We start from the raw sequence: 23,028 nt of genomic DNA, 5'->3' as shown, positions 1-23,028 counted from the left end.
GGCGCATCGGGCCGGCCAGGTGAGTGTCGGCTCAGTGCCCACGTTCGTGCGAGAGCGGCGCCTGAGGTGGTGCTGGTCGGCCGAGCCGGGACTCGAAGCCGTCGAGGATGGCGGCGAGGCCGTATTCGAAGGTGTTGTCGGGAACCGCTGAGTAGCTGGCCCCGTCGAAGGCGGGGAGGCGTTGGCGCAGCCGGGGGAACTGCGCGGCGATCTCGGTTGCCTGTGCCGCGACGTCGGCAAGGTGCTGCTCGGGTTTGCCCTTGTCACGGCTGAGCCGCCTCGTGAGGGAGAACTCAGCGGCTGGACCGAGTGCGCAACCGAGGACAAAGACGAAGACCGTCGCGCTGGCCTGGTCCGCGGCAGCCTCGACGAAGCCGGCCTTTTCAAAAACCGCCAGAGCGTGGTCGTCATATCGAGCCTTGCCACGGCCGTAGACCGGATGGTTGCTCAGGGCCTGCATGAGCCACGGGTGGTGACCAAGCATCGCGTGCATGCCAGCGGCCATCGAGGTGGCGGCGGTTCGCCAGTCGACCTGGTCAAGGTCGGGCAGGTCGACCTCGCCCCACAATTCGTCGGCAGCGAGCCCGACGAGGTTGTCCTTGTCCTCGACGTGCCAGTACACAGCCGTCGCCGCGGACCCGAGTCGATGGCCCAGCCGCCGCATACTCAGCCCGTCGATCCCGTCGGCGTCGAGCAGTTCGATCGCCGCGGAGACGATTTGGTCCCGCGTCAGGGTGTCCCGTGCCACGCGGGCCATCCTAACGCCGTTCTTGCACACTGTTCAATTCAGGCGTACCCTCGCCTCTTGAACGGTGTGCAAGTCTGATTCCGGGAGGTCTCGTGCCCATCGCGGTTGCATTGGTGCAGTACACAACGGCGGTGACGTTCCTCGTCATCGGACTCGCGGCATATCGGCACGGGACGATGGCCCAGCGTGCGGCGGAGGCCGAGGTGACCAGACAGGGCTTGCCGCCCGAGGTCCTGATGCGACACGGGGTGCGGGTGGAGGAGAGCCGAACAGAGCTGATGCTCCCGCTCGGCATCGCCGCGCTTCTCGCCGTGCTCGCGACGGTCAACCTGACGGCTCCCGACGTGGGCCGGACGTCGACCTGGATCGTGCAGCCGACCCTGCTCCTGGCCGGCGGGTTCATCACGGCCAGTCAGGTCTTCACGGCCCGGTTCGTGGCGGCCGCGTTCCGGCGGTCCGAGGATCCGAAGGCGCGGGCTATCGATGCCAAGGCGGTCATCGGCGCGGCGTCGCGCGCGTTCCCGTGGTGGATGCGTCCGCTGATCGTGATTCGCTTCGCGCTCGTGACGATCGGCTCAGCAGCGGTGCTCCTGCTGCTGGCGATCAGTTAGCGCCCGAGCGATGGACCTCACGCCGTACGTCGAAAGCCTTCAGCGTCGGCTCGGCACCGTGGCCGAGGCAGGCGGGGAGGAAGCGCGGCTGTTCGTCGAGCGACTCACTGCCCCGCTGGACGATGCCGTCCGGCTGATCCTGCTCCACTCCCTCTCCACGGCCGCCGCTGAGATCAGCAACGAGCTCGAGCCAGGCTCGGTCGAGGTCCGCCTCCACGCCGGAGAACCCGAGTTCGTGGTCTCGCTGCCCCATCGCGCCCCGGCAGGGGCGGCCCGGGCGGCGTTGACTGCCGAGGGCGGGCCGACGACCCGGGTCACGCTCCGCCTCCCGGGCGGCCTCAAGTCCCGGGTCGAGAGCGCTGCTGCCCGCGACGGCGTCTCGATCAACACCTGGCTCCTGCACGCGGCCGCAGCCGCGCTCGAGCCCGGTCGCATGACGTGAGCTGCAGCGACACCATTCGATCGGAGGCTGCCGACACGCCACGCCGATCCTCAGACAGACCCAGGTCGCCGGGCATTGCCGCCGATTGATCCGTCCAACCAGATATCGGCGAAGATGTCCTTCAAACTGATTATCCAGGTTCGGCTCCCGGCGCCCGCGCGCGCTGCGACGGGCAGGTCAGAGGCTCTTTCTGACCTGCCCGTCGGGTGCCTCGCAAGTTTGCGCAGGGAGTCCGCACTCGGCTGCCGCTCCTGATTATCGGCTCGCGCTTCCGCTACGGAGCCGGCCGTGTCCCCGCACCGGCCCCTCGATCCCGCGGTCGCCTCTCGTCGAACATGGCCTCGTGGTGCTCCGCCAGCTGCTCCTGGCTCAGCTCGTGGTCGTAGATCGCGATCTTGCCGATCGCTCCTTCGAACCAGGAGGCGAAGTCCCGCGTCCCGGCCCGGAACGGCGCGACGCTGCGCCCGGGCTCGATGACCATGCCACGGATGCTGAGGTCGTCCTGGTCTCGGAGTACGCCGTCCCGGTAGATCTTGGTGTATCCGTTGGGGAAGTCCGGGCTGACGTCCACGGTGTTGATCACCAGGGCGTAGTGGATCCAGTCCCCCGCAGCTATCGGGTCCTGGAAGTAGGACCCGGCGCCGAGCCCGCCGGAGAGGTTGAACGAGTAACCCGAGATCCGGTTGGGCCGTGACTCGGTGTTGTCCAGCGAGTACATCCGGCTCACGTACTCGTGCTGCCCCTCCTCGCCCTTCCCCATCCAGTTCACGTAGCCGGAGCTCTGGGAGTTCGTGAACTGGAGCGTGTCCGGACGCATCCAGGCCTCGATGGTGATCTCGCCGGTCGTCGTCGGGCTCAGCTCCGGCGCGTCGGATGCCTCGAAGTACTGCGTCGCACCGTCGAACACGGCCGCGACATCACCGTTGGGGAGCGTCGTGCTGCTCGGACCACCCGTGTAGGTGCCCGTGATGCGCGAACCGCCGATGTCGGCCTCGACGCCCTCGTCGGCACTCGCCATCGTCCAGTACACCTCCGGGTCGTCTCGGAGCACGGCCACGTCGTAGGCCGAGACGTCGTCCGGCAGGCCGGGGCCGTGCCAGAGCAGGGCAGTGAGGAGCGCCGGGACGAGGCCGAGACCCAGCCTCCGGAGGCGTCGGTAGATCCTGCGGTTCATGACGGTTCCTTTCCGTAGAGCGATACTGCTCACCTTTGTCCGGCCGAGGCGTTGTCATGCCCGCCACCGGTCGCGATGCTCGGCCACGAATTCCTCGTCGAGCAGATCGGGGAAGCGCTTCCGGACCTCGGCGATGAGCGCGGCCTGTCCGGGCGAGAGCCGCTCGCGGTCGTCGAGGCATGCGGCCGACGAGATCAGGCCCTGTTGCCGCAGCACTTCGTTGACACCGGCGACGCAACCGCGGAAACCTCCGAGCACGTCGAAGACCGCGGCGTTGACCTCGACGAGGTCGGGCGCGATCGCGAGGGTGTCGGTGCCGACCCGTCCCGAGTCCCGCTCGCGCCGGAGCCTGTCGAGGAGTCCGGCGGCAGCCCGTGCACCGACCGCCCACTGACCGAGCAGCCCGCCTCGCACGTGCAGCGTTCGCCACTCACCTCCGACCAGTCCCGTGATCGGAGTCGTGAGGTCGTGGACGATCGCGTCGTCGTTGCCCGTCAGGAGGGCGACGTCGGCCCATCGGTCGTGTTCGAGGAGCGTGCGCGCGACATCGACGGTGCGATAGCGGTCGAAGGGCGCGCTCTTGACTGCGACCGTGGACGGGAGATCGAGCAAAGCCCTCCAGTAGTGGCGGCTGAGCCGGAGACCGCCGACGTTCTCCTGCAGGTAGAACCCGATGGCCGGCAGCACCTCGCCCACGGCGGCCGCCCGGGCGAGCAACGTGTCCTCCGTCAGGTCCGCCATCCCCCACGGGCTCAGCAGTACGGCGTCGTACCCGAGTTCGGCGGCCAACTCCGCCTCCCGGACCGCCGCCGGGATGTCACCGACCACACCAGCGATGCGAACGGCGTCCCAGTCGGGCACCGTGCCCACGGCCAAGGTGAGCACCTCGCGGAACATGCCCGGGTCCGCGTGCAGTGCGAACTGTGTCGTGTGCACGCCCACGGCGAAACCGTCGACCCCCGCGTCCGCGTAGTACCGCGTCAGGGCGCGCTGCGCGGCCAGGTCGAGGCGTTTTCCCTCGTCCAGCGCCAGCGGGTGTGCGGGAATCGCGACGCCCTGCCGCAGACGGGCCCCCAGGTCCGCGACCATCAGTACTGTCCCACCCGCTGCTGGAACTTCGTCGCCTTCCCGAGCTGGCGCCCGCCGCTGCCGACCCACTCGGCCACCCAGTCGATCAACGTGCCCAGGGGGACGGTCGGGTATCCGTATCGCTCGAACGTCGCACCCGCGTCGCTGAGGAGCGCGTCCGCCGCCTCGGTTCCGGTGAGCTCGAGGGCCGTTCCCATGCGTTCGGCGAGGCGGTCGGCGATCGTCCGCACAGACACCGTCTCCGGTCCCGTGGCGTTGAGGACGGCGGGTGGCGTGGAAGCGAGTTCGATGCTGCGTAGCGCCCAGGAACTGATGTCTCCCTGCCAGGCGACGTTGACTGCGGGCATGGTGACGTCCACTGCCCTGCCGGTCATGATCGTCTGCGCGATGTCGGCGATGACGCCGTAGCGGAGCTCGCAGGCGTAGTTGAGCCGAAAAACCGTGGTGGGGGTGCCCCACTCGTGTGCCGCCGCGCTGAAGACACGCTCCCGTCCAAGACAGGACTGCGCGTACTCACCCGCGGGCGAGGGCGGATCACTCTCCTTGCTGCCGCCCCCGCTCACCGGGGAGAGCCCGTACACGTTCCCGGTCGAGTAGACCATCGTCGGCGTACCCCGCCAGCGGTCGGCCACGAATGCCGGGATCGCGGTGTTCGTCCACCAGGTGCGGTGCTCGTTCCCTACCGTGCCGAACTTCATGGCCGTGAGGAAGAACAGTCCGGCGGCGTCCGGAAGGTTCCCGTACGAGGCAGGGTCCGCGAGATCCGCGGCAACGGTGCGGACTCCGTGGGACTCGAGTTCCGCACGAACCTCCGGGTCGCTCCACCGCGACACTGCCAGCACGTCCGCGCGGGACCCGACGGCGTCGAGCGCGCGGCGCGCCATGCGCGCCATGGTCGGCCCGATCTTGCCACCGGCGCCGAGGATCAGCACGTCCCCGTCGAGCCGGTCGAGCGCGTCGCCTACGCCCTCACCTGGCCGGGAGAGGAGGTCATCGAGTTCGGCCTCGTCGCGAGGCGGTCGAAGGTGGGTCATCAAAGGTCTCCTTTGCGGAATGTCCTACGAGGTCAGGAGCTGACGTGGCGGGTGGACGGCGGGGCGATCGAGTCGCGCCGGACGGTCTCGGCATGAATCGCCATCGATTCCGTGCGCTCCACTTCGCCGTCGGGGTCGAGCAGCCGCTCTGCGGCGAGCCGCCCGACCCGCTCGGCCTGCGCCCGGACGGTGGCCAGTCCGGGCCGCGTGAGTTCGGCGAGGACATCGTCGTGGCCGACGACGCTGACGTCGCCGGGCACCGTGAGGCCCGCCCGACGAAGCCCTTCCATGAGCCCTGACGCGAGCACGTCGTCGAACGCGAGCACGGCCGTCACTCCGGCGTCGGCCACCGCCGAGGCGGCACCGATACCGTCCTCGTACGTCGCCGCGGTCGGTTCCAGGACGACGAGTTCGGCACCGTGTCTGGCGGCACGTTGACCGATGGCCTGCTGACGCTGCCGGTTGGCCCATGAGCGCGTGGGGCCCGGAAGGTACGCGAACCGGCGATGGCCGAGACCGACCAGTTCGTCGACGAACTCGCGCAGCGCCTGCCGGGAGTCCGTGTACACGGCCGGGACTCCGTCGACCACCCGGTTGATGATGACGAGGGGCACCATGCTCGCGAGATCCCGGATATGTGATGCGCTCATGCGCGGCGCACAGAGGATGAGTCCTCGGGCCTGCCGCGCCAGCTGCTCCGCGACCTGGCGCTCGATCTCCGCGCTGTCATCGGTGTCCGCGACGAGCAGGCCCACGTTCGAGGCGCGTGACCTACCCTGCGCGGCCTTGAGCAGTCGCGTCATGTACGGGTTCGTGATGTCGGGCACCACGAGCCCGATGTTCGCGGCGACGCCGGTGATGAGCGCACGCGCCACCACGTTCGGCGCGTAGCGCAGGCGCTGAGCCACCTCGCGCACGTGTTGCACGGTCGCCGGCGAGAGGCGCTCCGGGTTGGAGAAGACACGCGACACCGTGGAGATGCTCACTCCGGCGGCCTCGGCAACGTCCTTGAGCTTGGCGGGCCCGTTCCGCTCGGTCATTCGATCGCTCCTGAGGTGATTCGCATCCGTGCAGCGTAGGTCGGGGCATTCATGTCGCCGTCCGCCGCGGGCCTCTCGCCCACGGGGTCGCCTGCCTCCGGGTGCTCACCCGGGAGCCGGCCGGAGCGGACGGCATCGCGGATCGCGCGCGCGATCCCGGGCAGGCAGGTCTGCGGGTCCTCCCCGCCGTCGACCCTTCCCCGGAGTCGTACCGGACGTGGGAACAGGCGGACCGTGGCGGCCACCACGGTGACGAAGGGTCGTACGCCGGCGAGGTCGGCGACGGGATCCGCGACGCCGTGCGGATCAGTCACTGCTCGCTCGAGCGCCGGGGTACCGGGCACGCCGTGGATCTCCACCTCTCGCCCTGCCCGGTTCACACGGACTCGCAGGTCGCGGTGCCGGACGGTGACGGTCCCGAACTCGCCCACGAGTGCGATCGAGGGTTCGATCACCCGGTCGGCAGCCGTTGTGCCGATCGCGGTGACGGTCGGCCCCGCTGATGTCGACACGCGCAGCGCCGCGAAGTCGTCCGCCTCGATGTCCCGGACGGAGGCGAGCATCGTGTCGATGCGCTCGGCGCGCCACGCCGGGTCTTCCTGGCGAGCCAGGACAAGGGCGGCATGAAGGACATGCGCGAGCGGATTGAACAGTGAGCCGTCGAACACGGGAGCGTCGCCGAGCCAGTGCCGGCCCGCCCACGGGGCGCGGGCGTAGTAGGAGTCCGGACGGCGTAGCGCGCCGAACGCCGTCACGCGACGCAGGCGGCCGACGGGATGCCCTTCCAGCGTCGCACCCACGACGTCCACGACGTCGCGGGTCTGCTGGAACCCCACCTCCAGGCGCCGCCCGCCGACCAGGCGATCGAGGTCGTCCAGTTGTTCCGGGAGCGGCACCGGCGGCTTCTCCAGGTACACCGAGGCGCCGGCTCGCAGCGCCGCACTCGCCAGCGCGTGATGCGTGTGCGGCGGGGTGGCGATCACGACCGTGTCCGGCACCGACCGGCCGAGGAGCCGGGTCAGGTCACCGGCGCGTTCAGGGGCGGCACCTGCGTGCTGCAGCAGCGGGTCGATCTCGGGTGGGTACGACGGGTCGGCGATCCCCACGAGTGCTACCCGGCCGGCAGCGTGCAGCCGAAGCAGCGTCTGCAGATGCCGCCTCCCGTACCCGGAGACACCAGCCAGGGCGACTGTCGGAACATCACTCATCCCTTCAGCGCTCCTTCCGCGAGCCCGGTGAACACTTGCCGCTGCATGAGGAAGTAGACGAGGAGGGGCGGAACGACGACGATCAGCGCGGCCGCACTGATCACCCGCTGGTCGGCGGAGAACGCCCCGGAGAGGAACTGCACGCCCACGTTCACCGGATAGTTCGCCGGGTCGCTGAGGATGACCAGTGGCCACAGGAACTGGTCCCAGGTGTCGAGGAACCCCAGCACCGCGACGACGGCGAGGGAGCCGCGGACCGAGGGCAGCATGACCGACCAGAAGACACGCAGCGGACCGGCGCCGTCGACCACCGCCGCTTCCTCGATCTCGTCGGGGACGTTGATGAACGCCTGCCGCATGACGAAGATCGAGACGATGGACACCGCTTGCGGCAGCACGACACCGAGCAGCGTGTCCTGGAGGCCGAGACCCCGGGTCACGAGCAGCGTCGAGACGAGGATCACCTCGAACGGCAACGCCGCCGTCGCGAGCAGGATCGCCACGTAGAGGGCTCGGCCCCGGAAGGCGACACGGGCGAGCGCGTACCCGGTAAGCGTCGCCAGGACCAGGTTCGTCGTGACGCCGAGGGTCGAGATCGCCGCGGAGTTCAACAGGTAGCGACCCAGCGGGATCGCCGTGAAGGCGGTCACGAAGTTGTCGAGCGTCGGGTCGACGGGAACGAGGTTCCCCGGGAATCCGGCGGTCGACTCGCCCGCCCCTTTCAGCGCGGTGCTGAGCTGCCACACGAGGGGTCCCAGCACGAGCGCCATGGCGACCGCCATGAGACTCCAGCGCACGGCGCGCTCGACCACGCCGACGGACTCACGCCGGTACGGACGGCCCCGTGCCGCACGCGGCCGCGCCGGGCGGGCCTGCGCCGGGGCACTCATCGTTCGCTCCTTCTCGAGATCGACCAGCCCAGAGCCGACACGAGCAGGACGGCAGCAAAGAGAACCAGGCTGACGGCGGAGGCGAATCCGGCCTGGGTGCCGGGCGAGATACCCCGGGAGAAGAGGTACAGCACGACCGTCGTCGACGACGTGCCCGGCCCGCCGCCCGTGAGCACGAAGGGTTCGGTGAAGACCCGCAGGGCCGCGATGGCCGAGAGGATCGCCACGAGCACCACGGTGCCGCGGATCTGCGGAATGGTGACGCTCCAGGTCCGCCGCGACCACGACGCGCCGTCGAGTTCGGCCGCCTCGTCGAGTTCCCGCGAGACGTTCTGCAGCGCTGCGAGAAGGATCAGGGTGTAGAGGCCGCAGCTCTTCCAGATCGTGACGAGGATGGCGCTGAGCAACGCCAGACGGGAGCTGGTGAGGAAGGGGACGGGCTCGGCCACGATGCTGAGCCCCCGCAGTACCTGGTTGACGAGTCCGTCGGAGCTCAGCACGTACTGGAACATGAGCGCGACGACGGCCATCGGCATGACGAGCGGCGAGAACAGGATCGGCCGCACGACCCCCGTGCCGCGCATCCTGGTGTTCACCAGGATCGCCAGGAACAGCGAGAGGCAGACGATCGCGGGCACGGCGAGGAGGACGTACAGGCCGGTGTGACCGGCCGCCTCCCAGAACACCGGCGAGGAGAAGATCTCGACGAAGTTGTCGAGGCCGGTGAACGAGCCTCCGCCGATCGTGCTCGCGTTCGTGAACGCCAGCACGAAGGTGTTGCCGAGGGGCAGGAACAGAAACGTGATCTGGAGCGCCAGGACGGGCCCCACGAATACCAGGGCTACCCACCAGCGCGGGCGACGGACCGCAGCTCCCACGGGGCGACGCGCTCTGGCGCACCGTCCCGCAGGGGCGACGACGGCAGTGGCCGTCACTGCGCGCGGCCTTGCAGAAGCTCGGTGAGCTGCGCCTCCGCCGCGGCGAGGGCTTCCTCGGCGTCCGTCTCACCGGTGATGGCGGTCTGCACCGACGACCAGAGCAACGAGGCGTACTCGGCGTCGACGGCCGGGGGTTTCGCCATCGTGCCGCCCTCGAACAAGCTGCGTGCGACGATTCCGCGCGCTTCGGTGGCCGGGCCGGTCGGCTCGGCGGCGAAGAACGGGTCCTCGAGCGAGACGGTCGTACTCGGGAAGACCGCCGACTGCTGGGCCAGGGTGAGCTGGTTCTCGGGTGACGTCATGAACTCGGCGAACGCGAGCGCCGTGGCCGCGTTCTCGCTCGTCGCCGAAACAGCGATCCCGTGCGCGACCACCCAGGTCGTGCCGTCGGCCGCGCCCAGCGGCGGCGCGATGTCGATGTCCTCGAAGATCGCGGGTGCGTTCTCCTCGATGATCGCGAGCCTGGAAGGGCCGGTCTCCAGATAGGCGATGTCGCCCTGCGAGAACGTGTCGATCTCGCTGCGCTGCGCCGCCGTGACCGAGTCGGCCGGGATGGCGCCGAGGTCGTGCAGTTCTGCCAGCCTCTCGAGGAACGCCACCGCTTCGGGAGTGTTGACGATCGCCTCGGTGGAACTCTCGTTCACCAAGGGCACTCCGAGGCTCAGGAGGTAGTTGGGGAATCCGATCGAGGTGGGCTGGAACCCGGCCTCACCGGTGGTGCGCGTGATCTGCTCGGCCGCGTCGAGCAGATCCGTGTAGCTGGTCGGCGGCGCGGGTGAACCTGCCGCCTCCACGATGTCCCCGTTGACGATCAGCACGGGAGAGTTGAGGTACCACGGCAGCGCGGCCACCTCCGTCGCACCGTAGTCGAAGCTGCTCCACGCAGAGGGCACGTAGAGTTCTCGAAGCCGTTCACCGTGCTCGGCCATGTCCAGCACCCGCCCGTCCCGGCCGAGCGGCGCGAGCGTTGCCGTGTCGAGGTCCATGACGTCAGGGAGGCTTCCCGCGGCGGAGTCGGCCGCGACCTTGCGTGCCGCCTGGTCGCTGGGGATGTCCACCCACTCGACCTCCGCCCCGGGGTGCTCTCGCTCGAACGCGTCGATGACGCCGTTGATGTACTCGTCGAACGTCGGCGAGAGCTGCATGGTCTGGAACGTGATGGTCCCTTCGACGGGGCCGCTGACGTCCGCGTCACCGCTCGGTGCGGACGACAGGCCGCAGCCGCTCAGCGCGACAGCGGCGGCGATTGCGATCGCGAACGTTCCGGGTTTGAGAATCTGAAGCATGTTTCACCCCTGGTGGGTAGGTGACAGATCGACTGACCCCTCACATCATTGTGCAAACGTTTGATAGAACGTACCCATGACATCGACGAAGCGTCAAGGATCAATCTCCGGCGCCGAGGCCGGCCTCGCCGACCTCGGGCCGGAGCAGCGGATCGCCCAGTGCCTCCTCGTCATGCCCGGCGTCGACGATCGCGGGCGTCCGGACGCCGCCACGCTCGCGGCGGTGCGTGCGGGGGTCGGCACCCTCCACAGCGTGGTCGGCATGCCCGCGAGCCACGCGTCCGAGTACTACGACGAGATCCGGGAGGTCGCTCTCGACGCGGGAGTCCTTCCGCCGCTGATCAGCGGAAATCTCGAGTCGGGGATCGGCTACAGCCTCGGGCGGACCGGTACCGACCTGCCCTACCCGCGAGGCCTGGGGATCGCCGACGACGAGGAGCTCGCCTACCGGGCCGCCCTCCTGGCCGCTCGGGAGGCACGTGCGGTGGGCTACCACTGGACCTTCAGCCCGTGCGTCGACGTGCTGACGACCTCCGAGGATCCGATCCTCGGGGTCCGCGCGTTCGGCGTCGGGACCGATCGCACCGCAGCCCTTGCCGCGGCGCAGATCCGCGGGTTCCGGGACGGTGGCGTGGCGTCGACGGCGAAGCACTTTCCCGGCCACGGGGACAGCTCGGTGGACAGCCATCTCGGCCTGCCCGTCATCGACCGGACAGCCGAGGCGCACTCCCGGGTTCACCTGCCCCCGTTCGCTGCGGCCGTCGCGTCCGGCGTCCCGAGCATCATGGTGGGTCACGTCGTGCTCCCCGGGCACGGCGTCGACGTGCCCGCGAGCCTGTCGCCGGTCGTGAACCGCGACTGGCTGCGCGGAGGCCTGGGCTATGACGGAGTCATCATCACCGACTCACTACGCATGTCGGCCGTCAGCGCCCGGTGGAGCGCAGCGGAGTCCGCGGTTCTGGCCCTCTCGGCGGGGGCGGACGTGGCGAACGCGAAATGCGCCGCCGAGGAACTGCCCGGCCTGGTGGCCGCGGTCCACGCCGCCCTGACCGACGGGGTCCTCGACCCTCGCGAGCTCGACGCCTCGGTACTGCGGCTCCTACGGATGCGCGACGAGATCGCGGTGGACGAGGCACCGGAACCCGCCGTCGCCCTCGACTCGCCTCGGGAGTGGCTCGACTCCGGCCGAGCAGTGACCGTCGAGCAGGCAGGGCAGGTCTCGATCGGCGGTCGGGACATCGTCTTCGTCGGGGCTTCCCCGTTGGCCGAGCGCCTGGCGGCAGCTGCTCGGCGTCGAGGGGCACCGGCCCGGCACGAGCCACCGAACGCCGACACTGCCGTGTCCCCGGCCCCGGGCACCCTCGTCGCGGCCGTCGTCGTGCCGGACACCGCCGTGGGACCGGAGGACCGCCGTCGCATCGACCAGCTCGCGCGATACGCCGAGCTGCTCGTGGTCAACGGCGTCATGCCGGCCGAATCGCTGCGCCGAGACCGGGCCTGCGTGATCGTCGCCCCTGCCGTGGACGCCTTCGGCATCGTCACCGAGGCGGCCGTCGACGCGGTGCTCGACCGGCTGGATCCTCAGGTAGGGGACTGACCCGACGCGGCGGCCTCGATCCGCTCGACGAGCCTCACCGGGGCGCACAACCGGTCCGCCCAGGCCGAGTCCAAGCGGACGTCGGCACAGGACGCGAGAAACCGGTCGACCAGACGCTCCAGGTAGTCCGCGGGCGGGTCGAGGGCGTGCACGACCCCGCCGATCGAGACCGCGAAGGCGCTGCCCGGATCGAAACACAGTCGCACCTGATGCTGCCCGGCCGTCAGTGCCGCGGTGACGACCGGACCCGAGCGCGCGACGCGCAGGCGCGGAGACGGCGGCAGGCCGATCAGCTCATGCAGGATCTGGGCGTGGTGGATCCCGTAGAAGGCCAGCCCGCCCGACGGCGAGCCGAGATCGGCGGGGCCGGAGATCTCCACCGACGTGGCGCCCGCCGTGCGCATCCACGGTTCGACGGCCCCACGGTATCCGGAGTCGGCAGCGAGCGCGCTGTGTCCCCGGCGCGCCGCGGCCACGAGCGCTTCGGCGTCCACGGCGCGGCGGGCGAGCGGCTTGTCGGCGAGCACGTGGACGCCCGACTCCAGCAAGGCGGTGAGCCGGGCACGCCGCTCCCCCGCGCGCCGGCCCACGTCGATCACGGCGTCCACCCGGCCCAGCAGTTCGTTCGCCTGCTCGACCAGCTCCGCCTCCGGCGCGAGAGTCCGGAGCTCGACCGGCGGCGCGGCACCTTCGGTGGCGATCGCGACGAGCCGGTGCGGCGCGCCCGCGGCGGCAACCTGCCCGAGATACGTCACGACCCGGACGGGTCGCGAGCTGTCCACGCCGAGAAGCCCGATCCTCATGCGCTCCCCCTTCCCTCTGTACGCGACTTGCCTGTGCAAACGTTTGACAATATTCTACGACGACCCACCGCCAACTCCAGGAGGACACTCGTGCCCACGGTCGCCGAGTACGCACCGGCAGTCACGACCCACCCCACGCGCGCGGCTCTGGGAGCCGCAGCCGCCGAGCACGCGGCCGACGTGTTGCGGACCCGTTTGGACCGTCCAGGGATCGCGCGTGTCATGCTGGCCGCCGCGCCGAGCCAGCAGGAGACCCTCTCCGCACTCGCGCGTGCGAAAGGAATCGACTGGAGCCGCGTGGTCGCGTTCCACATGGACGACTACCTCGGCCTCCCTGACGATGCGCCGCAGGGCTTCGGCAACTGGCTGGAGCGGCATTTCGCGACACGAGTCCGCGGGATCCGCTTCGAACGTCTCCGCACCGCAGGTGATCCGGAGGCGGAGGCGCACCGCTACGCTGCGCTCATGGGCAGGGAGCCCTTCGATCTCGTGCTGCTGGGCCTCGGCGTGAACGGCCATCTGGCGTTCAACGACCCGCCCGCCGACCTCGACGACCCGCGGGCCGCGCGTGTCGTCGAACTCGACGACGTCAGCCGCCGGCAACAGGTCGACGAGGGGCACTTCCCCTCGATCGGAGACGTGCCGCGGCGCGCCATCACCATCACCATCCCTCGCCTGCTCCACGCCACGGAGATCATCGCGTCGGTGCCCGGGACGGAGAAGCGCCGCGCCGTCGCGGACACGCTCGGGTCGGAGATCCACGGAGATCGGCCAGGTACCGCACTACGAACGCACCCGCGGGTCGCGATCTACCTCGACACGGAATCCGCACCCGAGAACGACGGCTCATGACCTGGAACACGATCGGAGGCGCCATCTTTCCCTCGTCCGGACCGGAGGCGCGGACCGGCGGCCGGGACCGCGAGAGAAGGTCGCGACCGGGCCACACCGCTCAGGAGCACCTGGCAGCGGGTGCGGGATGAAGATCCTCGGCTGCTCCCCCGACGGCCGTCATGCGGTCGAGGTCGAGGCCGAGGCCGGAGTGATCACTCAGGTCAGCAGGCTCTCGACGGCGTCCGGACCGCGCGATCTACCGGTCCTGGCCCCGGGACTCGTCGACGCACAGGTCAACGGGTACGCCGGCCATGACGTCAACGGCGAGGACGTCGAGCCGGGCACGATCATCGCCATCACCCACGCTCTCGCGCGGGCCGGAACCACGTCGTGGGTACCGACAATCATCACCGGACCACGCGAGCGCATCATGCACGCCCTCGACTGTGTCCGACGTGCGCGCGACGCGGACCCCGTCGTCCGAGCGGCAATCCCGTGCGCGCACGTCGAGGGCCCGTTCATCTCGCCCGATGACGGCGCCCGCGGCGTCCATGACCCGCGCCACATCCGGCCGATCGACGCCGACGAGGTCACGGCCTGGAAGTCGGCGGGCCCGGTGGGCATCGTCACGGTCTCGGGCGCGGGAGCCGAGGCACCCGCCCACATCCGCCGTATCCGGCAGCTGGGGATCGCCGTGTCGATCGGACACACCTCCGCCGCCAGCGCGGAGATCTCCCGCGCGGTAGCCGCTGGGGCTCACCTGGCAACCCACCTCGGCAACGGGATCCCGACGATGGTCCCGCGCCACCCGAACCCCATGTGGACCCTGCTGGCCGACGATCGCGTGCGCGTCGGCCTGATCGCCGACGGACACCATCTTCCTGCCGAGACCCTCATCGCGATGATCCGGGCGAAACAGCCGCGCGGTGCCTACCTCGTGTCGGACCTGACCGCCGTCGGTGGCTGCTCGCCAGGGCGCTACACGACCGCCGTGGGTGGCGAGGTCGAACTGAGCGACAACCTACGCCTGTCGCACCTGGGCAGTGACATGCTCGCCGGAGCTGCCGCGACCCTGCTCGACGGTGTCCGCTTCCTGACGCGCGCGACGCCGTTCACCCTGACCGAGGCGCTCGACCTCGCCTCCCGTCTCCCGGCCCTGGCCACTCCTGGGTCCAGGCGGGCCCTCGGCCGCATCCGACCGGGCGCTCCCGCAGACGTCCTGCTGCTGGATCCCGACACGGTCCAGGTGGAAACGGTGATCGTCGGCGGCAACCACCGCTGAGCCGAGTGCCTGCCGTGGCGCAGCCCGAGCTGACGCACCACGCCCAGCGCCCGCGCGACGGATCGGCCGGCGCGGGAATCACGTGGTGGCCCGCGGGGACGAGGCCGCGTACGGCGTGGACGGTCGCGCACGGGAGCGGCTGCCCGGTCCGGAGGATCGTGCCGTCGATGCCCAGCGCGACCATCACCGGTGCCCCTGCCGTCCCACGGAGAAGTTGCGGCATCACGGGGGCTCGTCGATCAGCTCGGCGCGATCGGAGGTGCGCCGAGCAGGAGCTTTCGCCTCGCTCCGGACGGCATCGTGACATGCACGAGATGCGAGGAACCGGTCACCGGCTCCGCCACCACGTGCGGGTCACGATCGAGGGCCAGGCTCTTCGCCGCCCCGGAGAGGCCGACGAGTACCGCGATGACGCTCGGCTCCGCCCGGCGCGGGGCGATCACGGTGGGAACGCACGCGAACGGTCCCAGCGCGTTACCGCCGGCCACGTGTTCGGCAGAGGGTTCGCCCGGCTGCCCCCGGACGGGTACCAGCATGCTGACCACACCGTCTCGGCCAACTACCCGCAGCCGGCGTCCCTCCCGCTCGACACGGGGCGGAACGTCGTCCGCAACGGCCCAACCCGAGTCGAGGACCGGCAGGCCCTCGCCGTCCTCGACTCGGTGGACACGGAGTTCCCAGGGGCCCTCCAGGATGCTGACCGTCTCGATACGCGCACCGGTGACGTCGACCACGACGTCGTCGTCGACCCAGGTCGGGACATGCCAGGAACCGGCGAGATCGTCACCGATCACCGTGCGGTGGATACGTCCGCGCCGTGATATCCGCCCAGCAGAGACCAGGCCGACATGATTGTCCGGCACTACGGCCGCCATCTCGCCGAGGACGGGTGCCGTCGCGGTGGAGTACGCGAACCGTGAGTAGAGCGCGTCGTCCGGGAGCCCGGCGCGGTGGTTGTCCGTACCGTGGTTCGCCACACGCACGATGCCGTCCTCTGCCGTGGACGACACCACGAGCCCCGGTGCGGGCAGTGTCGAGGTGCGCCCCTCCCTGGCCGCGGGCAACGGCTCCTCCGTGGCCGTCCAGAAGGGGTCGCCCGCGTCGATCAGAAGGCAGACGAACGCCTTGGAGAGCCAGAACGGCGACCCGGGGGCCGAGTACCCCTGCACCATGGGCAGATACGGCCCGAACCAGCCCAGGTTCGGCATTCCGTCGGCGTCGATCGCGCCTCCTTGCAGGAAGTACCGGAGCATCGCGCTCGCAAGGTGTCTGGCGACTCCGGGCGCTGGACGTGGAGCGCCGTCGAGCGCGCCCACGAGTGGGGCCGCGGCGGCGGCCCAGCGATAGATGAGCGACCGCCCCAGGAACAGCGGGGCGCCGTTCCCCCCGACAAGGTGCTCGTAGTCCTCAAGAAATTCGATCAGCCGTGCCCGGTGAACTGCCCTCAGCCCCGCCGACGCCCTGCTGGTCGGTGATGTCGCGTCGAGATCCGCGCACATACGGTGCCACAGGACGGGGTAGAAGTGCATCGCCCAGCCGGCGTAGTGATCGAATCGGTCGCCCTCGCCCGCCCCGTCGCGATACCACCCGTTGCCGACGTAGAAGCCCTCGATCCGCGCGAGGTCCGCGGCGACGACGTCGTACTGGTCGTCGCTGAGTCGATGTCCCGTCGTCTCGACGAACGTCGCGACGACGACCCGGAACCAGTGCCAGTTGTTGTCGGGTACCTCCAGGGTGAAGGCACCGAGCAGCCAGTCGATGACAGCGTGTCGGTGCCCGGGCGCGAGACGGTTCCAGATCCACGGCCGGGTCTCGTGCAGAGCGAGTGCCACGGACGCGGACTCGACAAGCGCCTGCTTGCAGTCCGGCGAGATCCTCGGCCACGCCTCTGGATGCCGGGCGTCGGTACCGGCGACGAGTCCGCGGGTGTACGTGTCGAGGAGTCCGGGAGGGGCTACGCCCGTACCCGACAACCGCCAGCCGAGGAGGAGGAATGTGCGCGCGAATCCCTCCAGGGCGTCGGAGGCCGCTCCGTTCCATGAGGGCCGGCCGTCCAGCACGATCCCGGCACTGCTCTCCGTGGCATGGCGTGATGCCGACCGGAGCAGACCGTCGGCCGCCGCGATCCAGTGCTCTCGGGTGAACCCCGTCAGCGGGCTCGTGCCGAAGTCCTCCGAGGGTGCGGATCCCCAGTTCCTCGGCCAGATCCCGCGTTCGGTTGGGAGTGTTTCGGCTGAAGGCCGGCTGGACTCGGTCATGAGGCGATCGTGCCGTCGTCGCTCAGAGGAGTCCAGCATGGTGATCACTTGCGATCAGTTCTCGGTGGGTACGGCAGGCGAGACATCCTCGAGCCCGGCGTCCATCGCGCGAACGACCACTGGAGAGTGATCGATTACGATCGGTACCGCAACACGGTCGACGCCTTCAGGCGCTTGTTCCGCCGGGCGGCTGCCGAGCAAAGGACCCTCATGAATGCCTCTGAACGGGATCTCGCCGCCCGCCGACGCGCGGCCATCCTGACGGAACTCGGGCTGCACGGCTCCGTACGGGTACCGGAGATCGCTGCCCGGTTCGGTGTCTCGCTGGTCACCGCCCGTCGCGATGTCGCGGCTCTCGCGAAACAGGGCAAGCTCCAGCGTGTTCACGGTGGCGGAGTCCTGATCCCCCACGAAGGGGACGACGGGACACGCCATGGAGTCATCGGCATGGTCATCCCATCAGGGCACGGGTACTTCCAGGAGATCCTCGCCGGCGCACGTCATGGCGCCCGCGAGTCGGGTGTCCGGCTGGTGCTCGCCACGTCCTACTACGACGAGGCCGAGGAACTCCGGATCGTCGAGCGGCTGCGGCGCGCGCGGGTGGACGCTCTGGTGATCGCCACGGCCAACCCCACCGACGAGCGACTACCGACCTGGATGGATGCCATGGACAAGCCGGTCGTTCTCGTGGAGCGTCAGTGCGGCGCCCGATCGATCGACTACGTGCGGTCCGAGCACGAAGTCGGTGTGGAGGTGGCGCTGGATCACCTGGTCCGGCAGGGGCATACGCGTATCGGCCTTGCGGTGCGGGAGACGACGCCCACATCGGTCCGCCTCGTCGAGGGGTTCGAAACCGTGGTCAGCCGTCGGAAAGGGATTGACATCCCGTTCCCGCCCTTCCGCTTCGCCTCCGCCGACGACGCGCCGGCACAACGGAACTCGGACCTGGAGTCGGTTCTGGACGAGTGCGAGTCCACGGGCACGACCGCCGTCATCGTCCACGCGGACCATGACGCCGTCGCATTCCTCGAGCTGGCCCTGGACCGAGGGCTCCGGGTACCCGACGATCTGTCGATCGTCGCCTACGACGACGCCATCGCCTCACTCGGGTCCGTGGCACTGACCGCCGTCGCACCGCCCAAGTTCGACGTAGGTCGCCTGGCGGTATCGATCGCCGCCCGTCGAGCCGGTAGCGGCAAACGTGACGCGACACAGCGCATCCGGCTCGTGCCGCGGCTCGTCCGGAGGCGCTCGACCGGGCCGCCTCCGGCCGTGCGTGCCTCCCGGTCTTCATCGGCATGATCGGTTTTGATCGCCTTCCGGAAGCGATCATGCTCCGCCCGGCGTCGCGACGACATCATGACCGGATGAACGTCGACGACCAGGTGCTGCCGAACTCACGGTCCGTTCCGTGGACGATCTCCTTCGCCATGCGCCCAGATCTCAGGTCACGCCTGTTCGACGAGGCCGCCATGCACCGGCTCGCCGCGCTGGGCAGCGTACGCGCGGAAGCCATCGACGACTTCACCTCCCCGACGGCACGCGAGGCGTTGCGCACGAGCGACGTTCTGGTAACGGGATGGGGCTGCCCGGCGCTCGAACCGGACGTCGTGGCGGGGAGCCGGCTCCAGGCGGTCGTGCATGCCGCCGGGACGGTGAAGAACCATGTGCCCGACGCCTTCTGGAGCTTGGGCATCGCGGTCAGCTCAGCCGCCGATGCCAACGCCATCCCGGTCGCCGAGTACACGATCGCCCAGGTCCTGCTGGCGAACAAGGAGATCGGCGCCATACGGAGTGCCTACCGGAGTGAGCGTGCCGGCGCGGACTGGAACGCCCGCTTCCCCCACGCGGGGAACTACCGGCGCACCGTGGGGGTCGTCGGCGCGTCGAAGATCGGTCGCCGCGTGTTGCAGTTCCTCGCTGCCTTCGACCTGGACCTCCTGCTCCACGACCCGTACGTCGACTCGGACACGACCCGCCGCCTCGGAGCACGTCAGGCCGGCCTGGACGAGATCTTCCGCACGAGCGACGTCGTCACACTGCATGCCCCGGACCTCCCGGAGACCCGGCACCTCGCCGACGCGCGCCGCCTTGCCCTCATGCGCCCCGGCGCCGTTCTCGTGAACACCGCGCGAGGTGGTCTCGTCGACACGACGGCGCTCACCGACGCGGTGCTGTCCAACAGAATCCGCGCCGTTCTCGATGTCACCGAACCGGAGATCCTCCCGGTGGATTCTCCGCTGTACGACCATCCCGGGGTCGTCCTCACACCGCACGTGGCCGGATCGGTCGGGGGCGAGCTCCGCCGACTCGGTGATACCGCGGTGAGCGAGGTCGAATCCTGGGTTCGTACCGGGGCGTTCCGTACCCCGGTACGCCCGGAGACTCTCGCAATCACAGCCTGAGCCTCAACCCTCCGTTGCCCGTGCCGGGCGACGACGAGCCCGTCAAAGACGAACGGGTGGAAACCGAATAGTGGGAGGACAACGTGGTCCTGACCAGACGGCGCATCGTCGCGCCGCTCCTCGTGATGGCCCTGTCCGCCGGGTCTGCACCCGCCATGGGCGCAGTACCGGACGGCCAGGAAGAACTACTGGTCAACGGCACGTTCGACACCGGGAGCGATCCCTGGTGGACGAACGCCGGGATGACACCGGACACCGCGACCGGTGAACTGTGCGTGGACGTGCCCGACGTCGCCAACCCCTGGGGGGCGATCATCGGGCAGAACGACATCGCACTGCAACCAGGGTCGGAGTACGTGCTGACCTTCACGGCGCGGGCAGCCCGTGCTGTCACGATCCGCCCGATCGTGCAGCCGGCAGAGTACGCTCCAGGCGATCCGTACCTCTCCTCCGACGCCCAGCTCGGCACCGACCCGGTGACGGCCACCTACACGTTCGTCACCCCGGACCAAGAGCTTCCGGTCGCCAACCAGGTGCAGTTCCAGCTCGGTGGAGAAGGGGCCTACGAGGTCTGCTTCGACGACATCAGCCTCGTCGGGCCGCCGTACGTCCACGTGCCGGAGACAGGACCGTCGGTCAAGGTGAACCAGCTCGGCTACCTGCCGGACGGCCCGAAGAACGCGACGGTGGTCACCGAGGCGACGACGGCCCAGCCGTGGACCCTGGTGTCGGACTCGGGCTGGGTCCTCGCCGGCGGCGACACGGCACCACAGGGAGTCGACCCCTCGTCCGGGGAGGCCGTCCACACCATCGACTTCTCGTCCTACGCGGGAGAGGCGCACGGTGTCCGCCTCACGGTGGGCGACGAGACGAGTCACCCGTTCGACATCGACGCGCAGCTCTACCAGGAGCTGCGAACGGACGCGATGCGGTTCTTCTACACGAACCGGTCCGGCACGGCGATCGACGGCTCGATCGCCGGGACCGAGTACGCACGCGACGCCGGCCACGTGGGGGTGCTGCCCAACCAGGGCGACAACGCCGTCCCGTGTCAGGAACCCAAGGAATGGATGGACGGCTGGACCTGCGACTACCAGCTGGACGTGACCGGCGGGTGGTACGACGCGGGTGACCACGGCAAATATGTGGTCAACGGGGGTATCGCAACCTACCAGCTGCTGTCCACCTATGAGCGGACACTGCACGCCGACGTCGTCGACCCAGGTGCGCTCGCGGACTCGACGCTGCAGGTACCCGAACGTGGTAACGGTGTGCCGGACATTCTCGACGAGGCGCGCTGGAATCTGGAGTTCCTGCTCAAGATGCAGGTGCCGGACGGTGAACCCCTTGCGGACATGGTGCATCACAAGGTGCACGACGTGGAGTGGACGGGCCTGCCCCTGCTCCCGTCGGAAGATCCGAAACCCCGCGCCCTCCACCGGCCGTCCACAGCAGCGACGCTCAACCTCTCCGCCGTCGCCGCGACGGGGGCCCGTCTGTGGGAAGAGATCGACCCGGAGTTCGCGGGCGATCTGCTTCACGCGTCCCGCACGGCGTACGCCGCGGCACACGAGCACCCCGATCTGTTCGCCCCACGCGCGGACGGTCAGGATGGGGGCGGCGCCTACGCCGACGACGAGGTGCAGGACGAGTTCTACTGGGCCGCGGCGGAGCTCTTCCTCACGACCGGCGAGGCTCGCTACGAACGCGACCTGACGGCGAATCCCCTGCACAAGTCCGACGTGTTCTCGGAAGGCTTCTACTGGGGCTCCGTCGCGGCACTCGGCCGCATGGACCTGGCCACCGTGCCGTCCCGCTTGTCCGACCGCCACCGCGTCCGGCGCTCCGTCATCGAGGGAGCCGACCACCTCGTCGCTCTCCAGGCCGACGAGGCTTTCGGCCAGACCTATACGCCGGCCGACGGCCGGTACCCGTGGGGATCCAACAGCTCGATGCTCAACAATCAGGTCGTGATCGCCACCGCGTTCGACCTGACGGGGAACCCGGCGTACGCGAGATCGGTCCTCGAGGGTTTCGACTATCTCCTGGGCCGAAACGTGCTGGGCAAGTCCTATGTCACCGGGTACGGCACCGACGACGCACGGAACCAGCACAGCCGGTGGTACGCCCGCAGTCTCGATCCCTCGCTGCCGAACCCGCCCCGGGGATCCGTGTCCGGCGGGCCGAACTCGAGCATCCAGGACCCGATCTCCAGCGCATGGCTCGAGGGCTGTCTGCCGCAGTGGTGCTACGTCGACGACATCCGCGCGTGGGCCGTCAACGAGATCACCATCAACTGGAACTCGGCCCTGGCGTGGGTCGCGTCCTTCGTCGCGGACGTGTCCGCACGGCGTGCCCTCGCGGAGCACTGCTGAGACAGTCGGCAAACTGAACGATGAAGCGATGAGCACCACGGCGCAGCACCCTGAGTGACGGGGCGTTGTCATCGCCGCTCCTGGGCCCGCGGCGGCAAGCCGCGGGCCCCAGAGTTGGGGTCGTGCCGCTCGTGCAAGGAGACCCGTCGACGCCGCGACCGGTGTCGGCGAACTTGCCGACACCGGTCGCGTTTGTTCGGTCTCTCCTGTCGGAAGTTATCCCTTGACGGCGCCTTGCATGATGCCCGCCACGAGCTGGCGGCCGACGAACGCGAAGACGATCAGCAGCGGCAGCGTGACCAGGAAGACACCGGCCATGATCAGCGAGTAGTCGTCGTGGTAGCCGGCGGTGAGGTTCTGCACCGCGACCGGTAGCGTGGGATTCTGGGAACCCAGGACGATCGAGGGCCAGAAGAACATGGTCCACTGCATCACGAAGATGAACAGGCCCAGCATGGAGGCCGCCGGTAGTGCGGCGGGCATGGCGATGCTCCAGAAGGTGCGGATCATGGACGCGCCGTCCACCCGGGCCGCCTCGATCAGCTCGTACGGCAGCGCCGAGTCAAGGTACTGCGTCATCCAGAACACGCCGAACGCGGACACCAGGGCCGGCACGATCACCGCCTGGATCTTGCCGATCCAGTCGAGCTCGGACATGAGGATGTACATCGGGATGACCCCGAGCTGGGTGGGCACGGCCATGGTCGCGATGACGAACACCAGCAGCGCGTTACGGCCCGGGTAGCGCAGCTTCGCGAACGAGAACCCCGCCAGGGTCGAGGTCAGCACGGTCGCCACCGACACGACCACGGAGATGATCACCGAGTTGGTCAGCGCCAGCCAGAAGTTGATCTGGCTGGAGGACATCACGTTCGCGAACCCCGCGAAGATGCTCGCGTCCGGCCACAGCTGCGGCAGCGCACGCTGCGAGATCGACACCTGGTCGGACGAGCCCAGCAGCAGCGTGTAGTACAGCGGGAACGCCGAGACCACCAGCACGACCGCCAGGATCGT

20 protein-coding genes are annotated in these 23,028 nt (G+C 69.5%); 8 read left to right on the top strand and 12 right to left on the bottom strand.

What is annotated here, in order from left to right:
* Positions 1–31: 31 nt before the first annotated feature.
* Positions 32–748 carry a TetR/AcrR family transcriptional regulator gene (locus IIE03_RS12805; RefSeq protein WP_192863157.1) on the bottom strand — a complete coding sequence of 239 codons (717 nt, stop codon included), beginning with the start codon at positions 746–748 and terminating at the stop codon, positions 32–34.
* A gap of 113 nt (positions 749–861) precedes the next feature.
* Between IIE03_RS12805 and IIE03_RS12800 the strand changes: the two genes are divergently transcribed.
* A complete protein-coding gene (locus IIE03_RS12800; RefSeq protein ID WP_192863156.1) occupies positions 862–1,359 on the top strand; it encodes a hypothetical protein in 498 nt (165 codons plus the stop codon).
* A 10-nt stretch (positions 1,360–1,369) separates the two neighbouring features.
* Positions 1,370–1,801, top strand: coding sequence for a histidine kinase (locus tag IIE03_RS12795; RefSeq protein WP_192863155.1), 432 nt, complete (start codon positions 1,370–1,372; stop codon positions 1,799–1,801).
* 274 nt (positions 1,802–2,075) lie between these two features.
* On the opposite strand, the gene IIE03_RS12790 is transcribed toward IIE03_RS12795, so the two are convergent.
* From IIE03_RS12790 to IIE03_RS12755, 8 genes are all read right to left on the bottom strand, one after another.
* Positions 2,076–2,975: a LamG-like jellyroll fold domain-containing protein gene (locus IIE03_RS12790; protein ID WP_192863154.1), complete on the bottom strand. Its 900-nt coding sequence runs from the start codon at positions 2,973–2,975 to the stop codon at positions 2,076–2,078.
* A 54-nt stretch (positions 2,976–3,029) separates the two neighbouring features.
* Entirely contained in the window at positions 3,030–4,064 is a 1,035-nt protein-coding gene (locus tag IIE03_RS12785; RefSeq protein WP_192863153.1) for a dihydrodipicolinate synthase family protein, read from the bottom strand.
* On the bottom strand, positions 4,064–5,098 hold the full coding sequence (locus tag IIE03_RS12780) for an NAD-dependent epimerase/dehydratase family protein (protein WP_192863152.1): 1,035 nt from the start codon (positions 5,096–5,098) through the stop codon (positions 4,064–4,066). Before IIE03_RS12780 ends, IIE03_RS12785 begins: the two co-directional genes overlap by 1 nt.
* Before the next feature lie 32 nt (positions 5,099–5,130).
* The gene (locus IIE03_RS12775; RefSeq protein WP_192863151.1) at positions 5,131–6,138 is read right to left on the bottom strand and encodes a LacI family DNA-binding transcriptional regulator; all 1,008 of its coding nucleotides are present in this window, start codon (positions 6,136–6,138) and stop codon (positions 5,131–5,133) included.
* Complete coding sequence (locus tag IIE03_RS12770; protein WP_192863150.1) at positions 6,135–7,346, bottom strand: Gfo/Idh/MocA family protein; 1,212 nt, start codon at positions 7,344–7,346, stop codon at positions 6,135–6,137. Before IIE03_RS12770 ends, IIE03_RS12775 begins: the two co-directional genes overlap by 4 nt.
* Positions 7,343–8,236, bottom strand: a complete 894-nt coding sequence (locus tag IIE03_RS12765) for a carbohydrate ABC transporter permease (protein WP_192863149.1) — start codon at positions 8,234–8,236, stop codon at positions 7,343–7,345. Before IIE03_RS12765 ends, IIE03_RS12770 begins: the two co-directional genes overlap by 4 nt.
* Entirely contained in the window at positions 8,233–9,066 is an 834-nt protein-coding gene (locus IIE03_RS12760) for a carbohydrate ABC transporter permease (protein ID WP_192863148.1), read from the bottom strand. Before IIE03_RS12760 ends, IIE03_RS12765 begins: the two co-directional genes overlap by 4 nt.
* 101 nt (positions 9,067–9,167) lie before the next feature.
* The gene (locus IIE03_RS12755; RefSeq protein ID WP_192863147.1) at positions 9,168–10,460 is read right to left on the bottom strand and encodes an ABC transporter substrate-binding protein; all 1,293 of its coding nucleotides are present in this window, start codon (positions 10,458–10,460) and stop codon (positions 9,168–9,170) included.
* A gap of 76 nt (positions 10,461–10,536) precedes the next feature.
* On the opposite strand from IIE03_RS12755, the gene IIE03_RS12750 reads away from it, so the two are divergent.
* Positions 10,537–12,057 (top strand): glycoside hydrolase family 3 N-terminal domain-containing protein, encoded by a 1,521-nt coding sequence (locus tag IIE03_RS12750; protein ID WP_192863146.1) that lies wholly within the window; start codon positions 10,537–10,539, stop codon positions 12,055–12,057.
* Here the strand turns inward: IIE03_RS12750 and IIE03_RS25845 are convergent.
* The gene (locus IIE03_RS25845; protein WP_225997702.1) at positions 12,042–12,860 is read right to left on the bottom strand and encodes a Gfo/Idh/MocA family oxidoreductase; all 819 of its coding nucleotides are present in this window, start codon (positions 12,858–12,860) and stop codon (positions 12,042–12,044) included. The two genes, IIE03_RS12750 and IIE03_RS25845, sit on opposite strands and share 16 nt — an antisense overlap.
* 90 nt (positions 12,861–12,950) lie before the next feature.
* On the opposite strand from IIE03_RS25845, the gene IIE03_RS12740 reads away from it, so the two are divergent.
* Positions 12,951–13,712 (top strand): 6-phosphogluconolactonase, encoded by a 762-nt coding sequence (locus IIE03_RS12740; RefSeq protein ID WP_192863145.1) that lies wholly within the window; start codon positions 12,951–12,953, stop codon positions 13,710–13,712.
* A 127-nt stretch (positions 13,713–13,839) separates the two neighbouring features.
* Positions 13,840–14,976, top strand: a complete 1,137-nt coding sequence (locus IIE03_RS12735; RefSeq protein ID WP_192863144.1) for an N-acetylglucosamine-6-phosphate deacetylase — start codon at positions 13,840–13,842, stop codon at positions 14,974–14,976.
* A gap of 239 nt (positions 14,977–15,215) precedes the next feature.
* On the opposite strand, the gene IIE03_RS12730 is transcribed toward IIE03_RS12735, so the two are convergent.
* Positions 15,216–17,234: a DUF2264 domain-containing protein gene (locus tag IIE03_RS12730; RefSeq protein ID WP_192863143.1), complete on the bottom strand. Its 2,019-nt coding sequence runs from the start codon at positions 17,232–17,234 to the stop codon at positions 15,216–15,218.
* 9 nt (positions 17,235–17,243) lie between these two features.
* On the opposite strand from IIE03_RS12730, the gene IIE03_RS12725 reads away from it, so the two are divergent.
* The 3 genes from IIE03_RS12725 to IIE03_RS12715 all read left to right on the top strand — a co-directional run bounded on the left by IIE03_RS12725 (position 17,244) and on the right by IIE03_RS12715 (position 22,014).
* The gene (locus IIE03_RS12725) at positions 17,244–18,536 is read left to right on the top strand and encodes a substrate-binding domain-containing protein (RefSeq protein WP_192863142.1); all 1,293 of its coding nucleotides are present in this window, start codon (positions 17,244–17,246) and stop codon (positions 18,534–18,536) included.
* Positions 18,537–18,601: 65 nt separating this feature from the next.
* Positions 18,602–19,639 carry a hydroxyacid dehydrogenase gene (locus tag IIE03_RS12720; RefSeq protein ID WP_225997700.1) on the top strand — a complete coding sequence of 346 codons (1,038 nt, stop codon included), beginning with the start codon at positions 18,602–18,604 and terminating at the stop codon, positions 19,637–19,639.
* Between the two features lie 83 nt (positions 19,640–19,722).
* The gene (locus IIE03_RS12715) at positions 19,723–22,014 is read left to right on the top strand and encodes a glycoside hydrolase family 9 protein (protein WP_318842960.1); all 2,292 of its coding nucleotides are present in this window, start codon (positions 19,723–19,725) and stop codon (positions 22,012–22,014) included.
* Between the two features lie 216 nt (positions 22,015–22,230).
* Here the strand turns inward: IIE03_RS12715 and IIE03_RS12710 are convergent.
* Positions 22,231–23,028 (bottom strand): carbohydrate ABC transporter permease (locus IIE03_RS12710; RefSeq protein ID WP_192863141.1); only part of this gene is annotated, 798 nt, incomplete at its 5' end.

This window comes from Myceligenerans pegani (assembly GCF_014892515.1).
GTDB classification, from domain to species: Bacteria; Actinomycetota; Actinomycetes; order Actinomycetales; family Cellulomonadaceae; genus Myceligenerans; species Myceligenerans pegani.
Note: the sequence above shows the minus strand (reverse complement) of the source record. Positions and strands in the feature narration are given on the sequence as shown.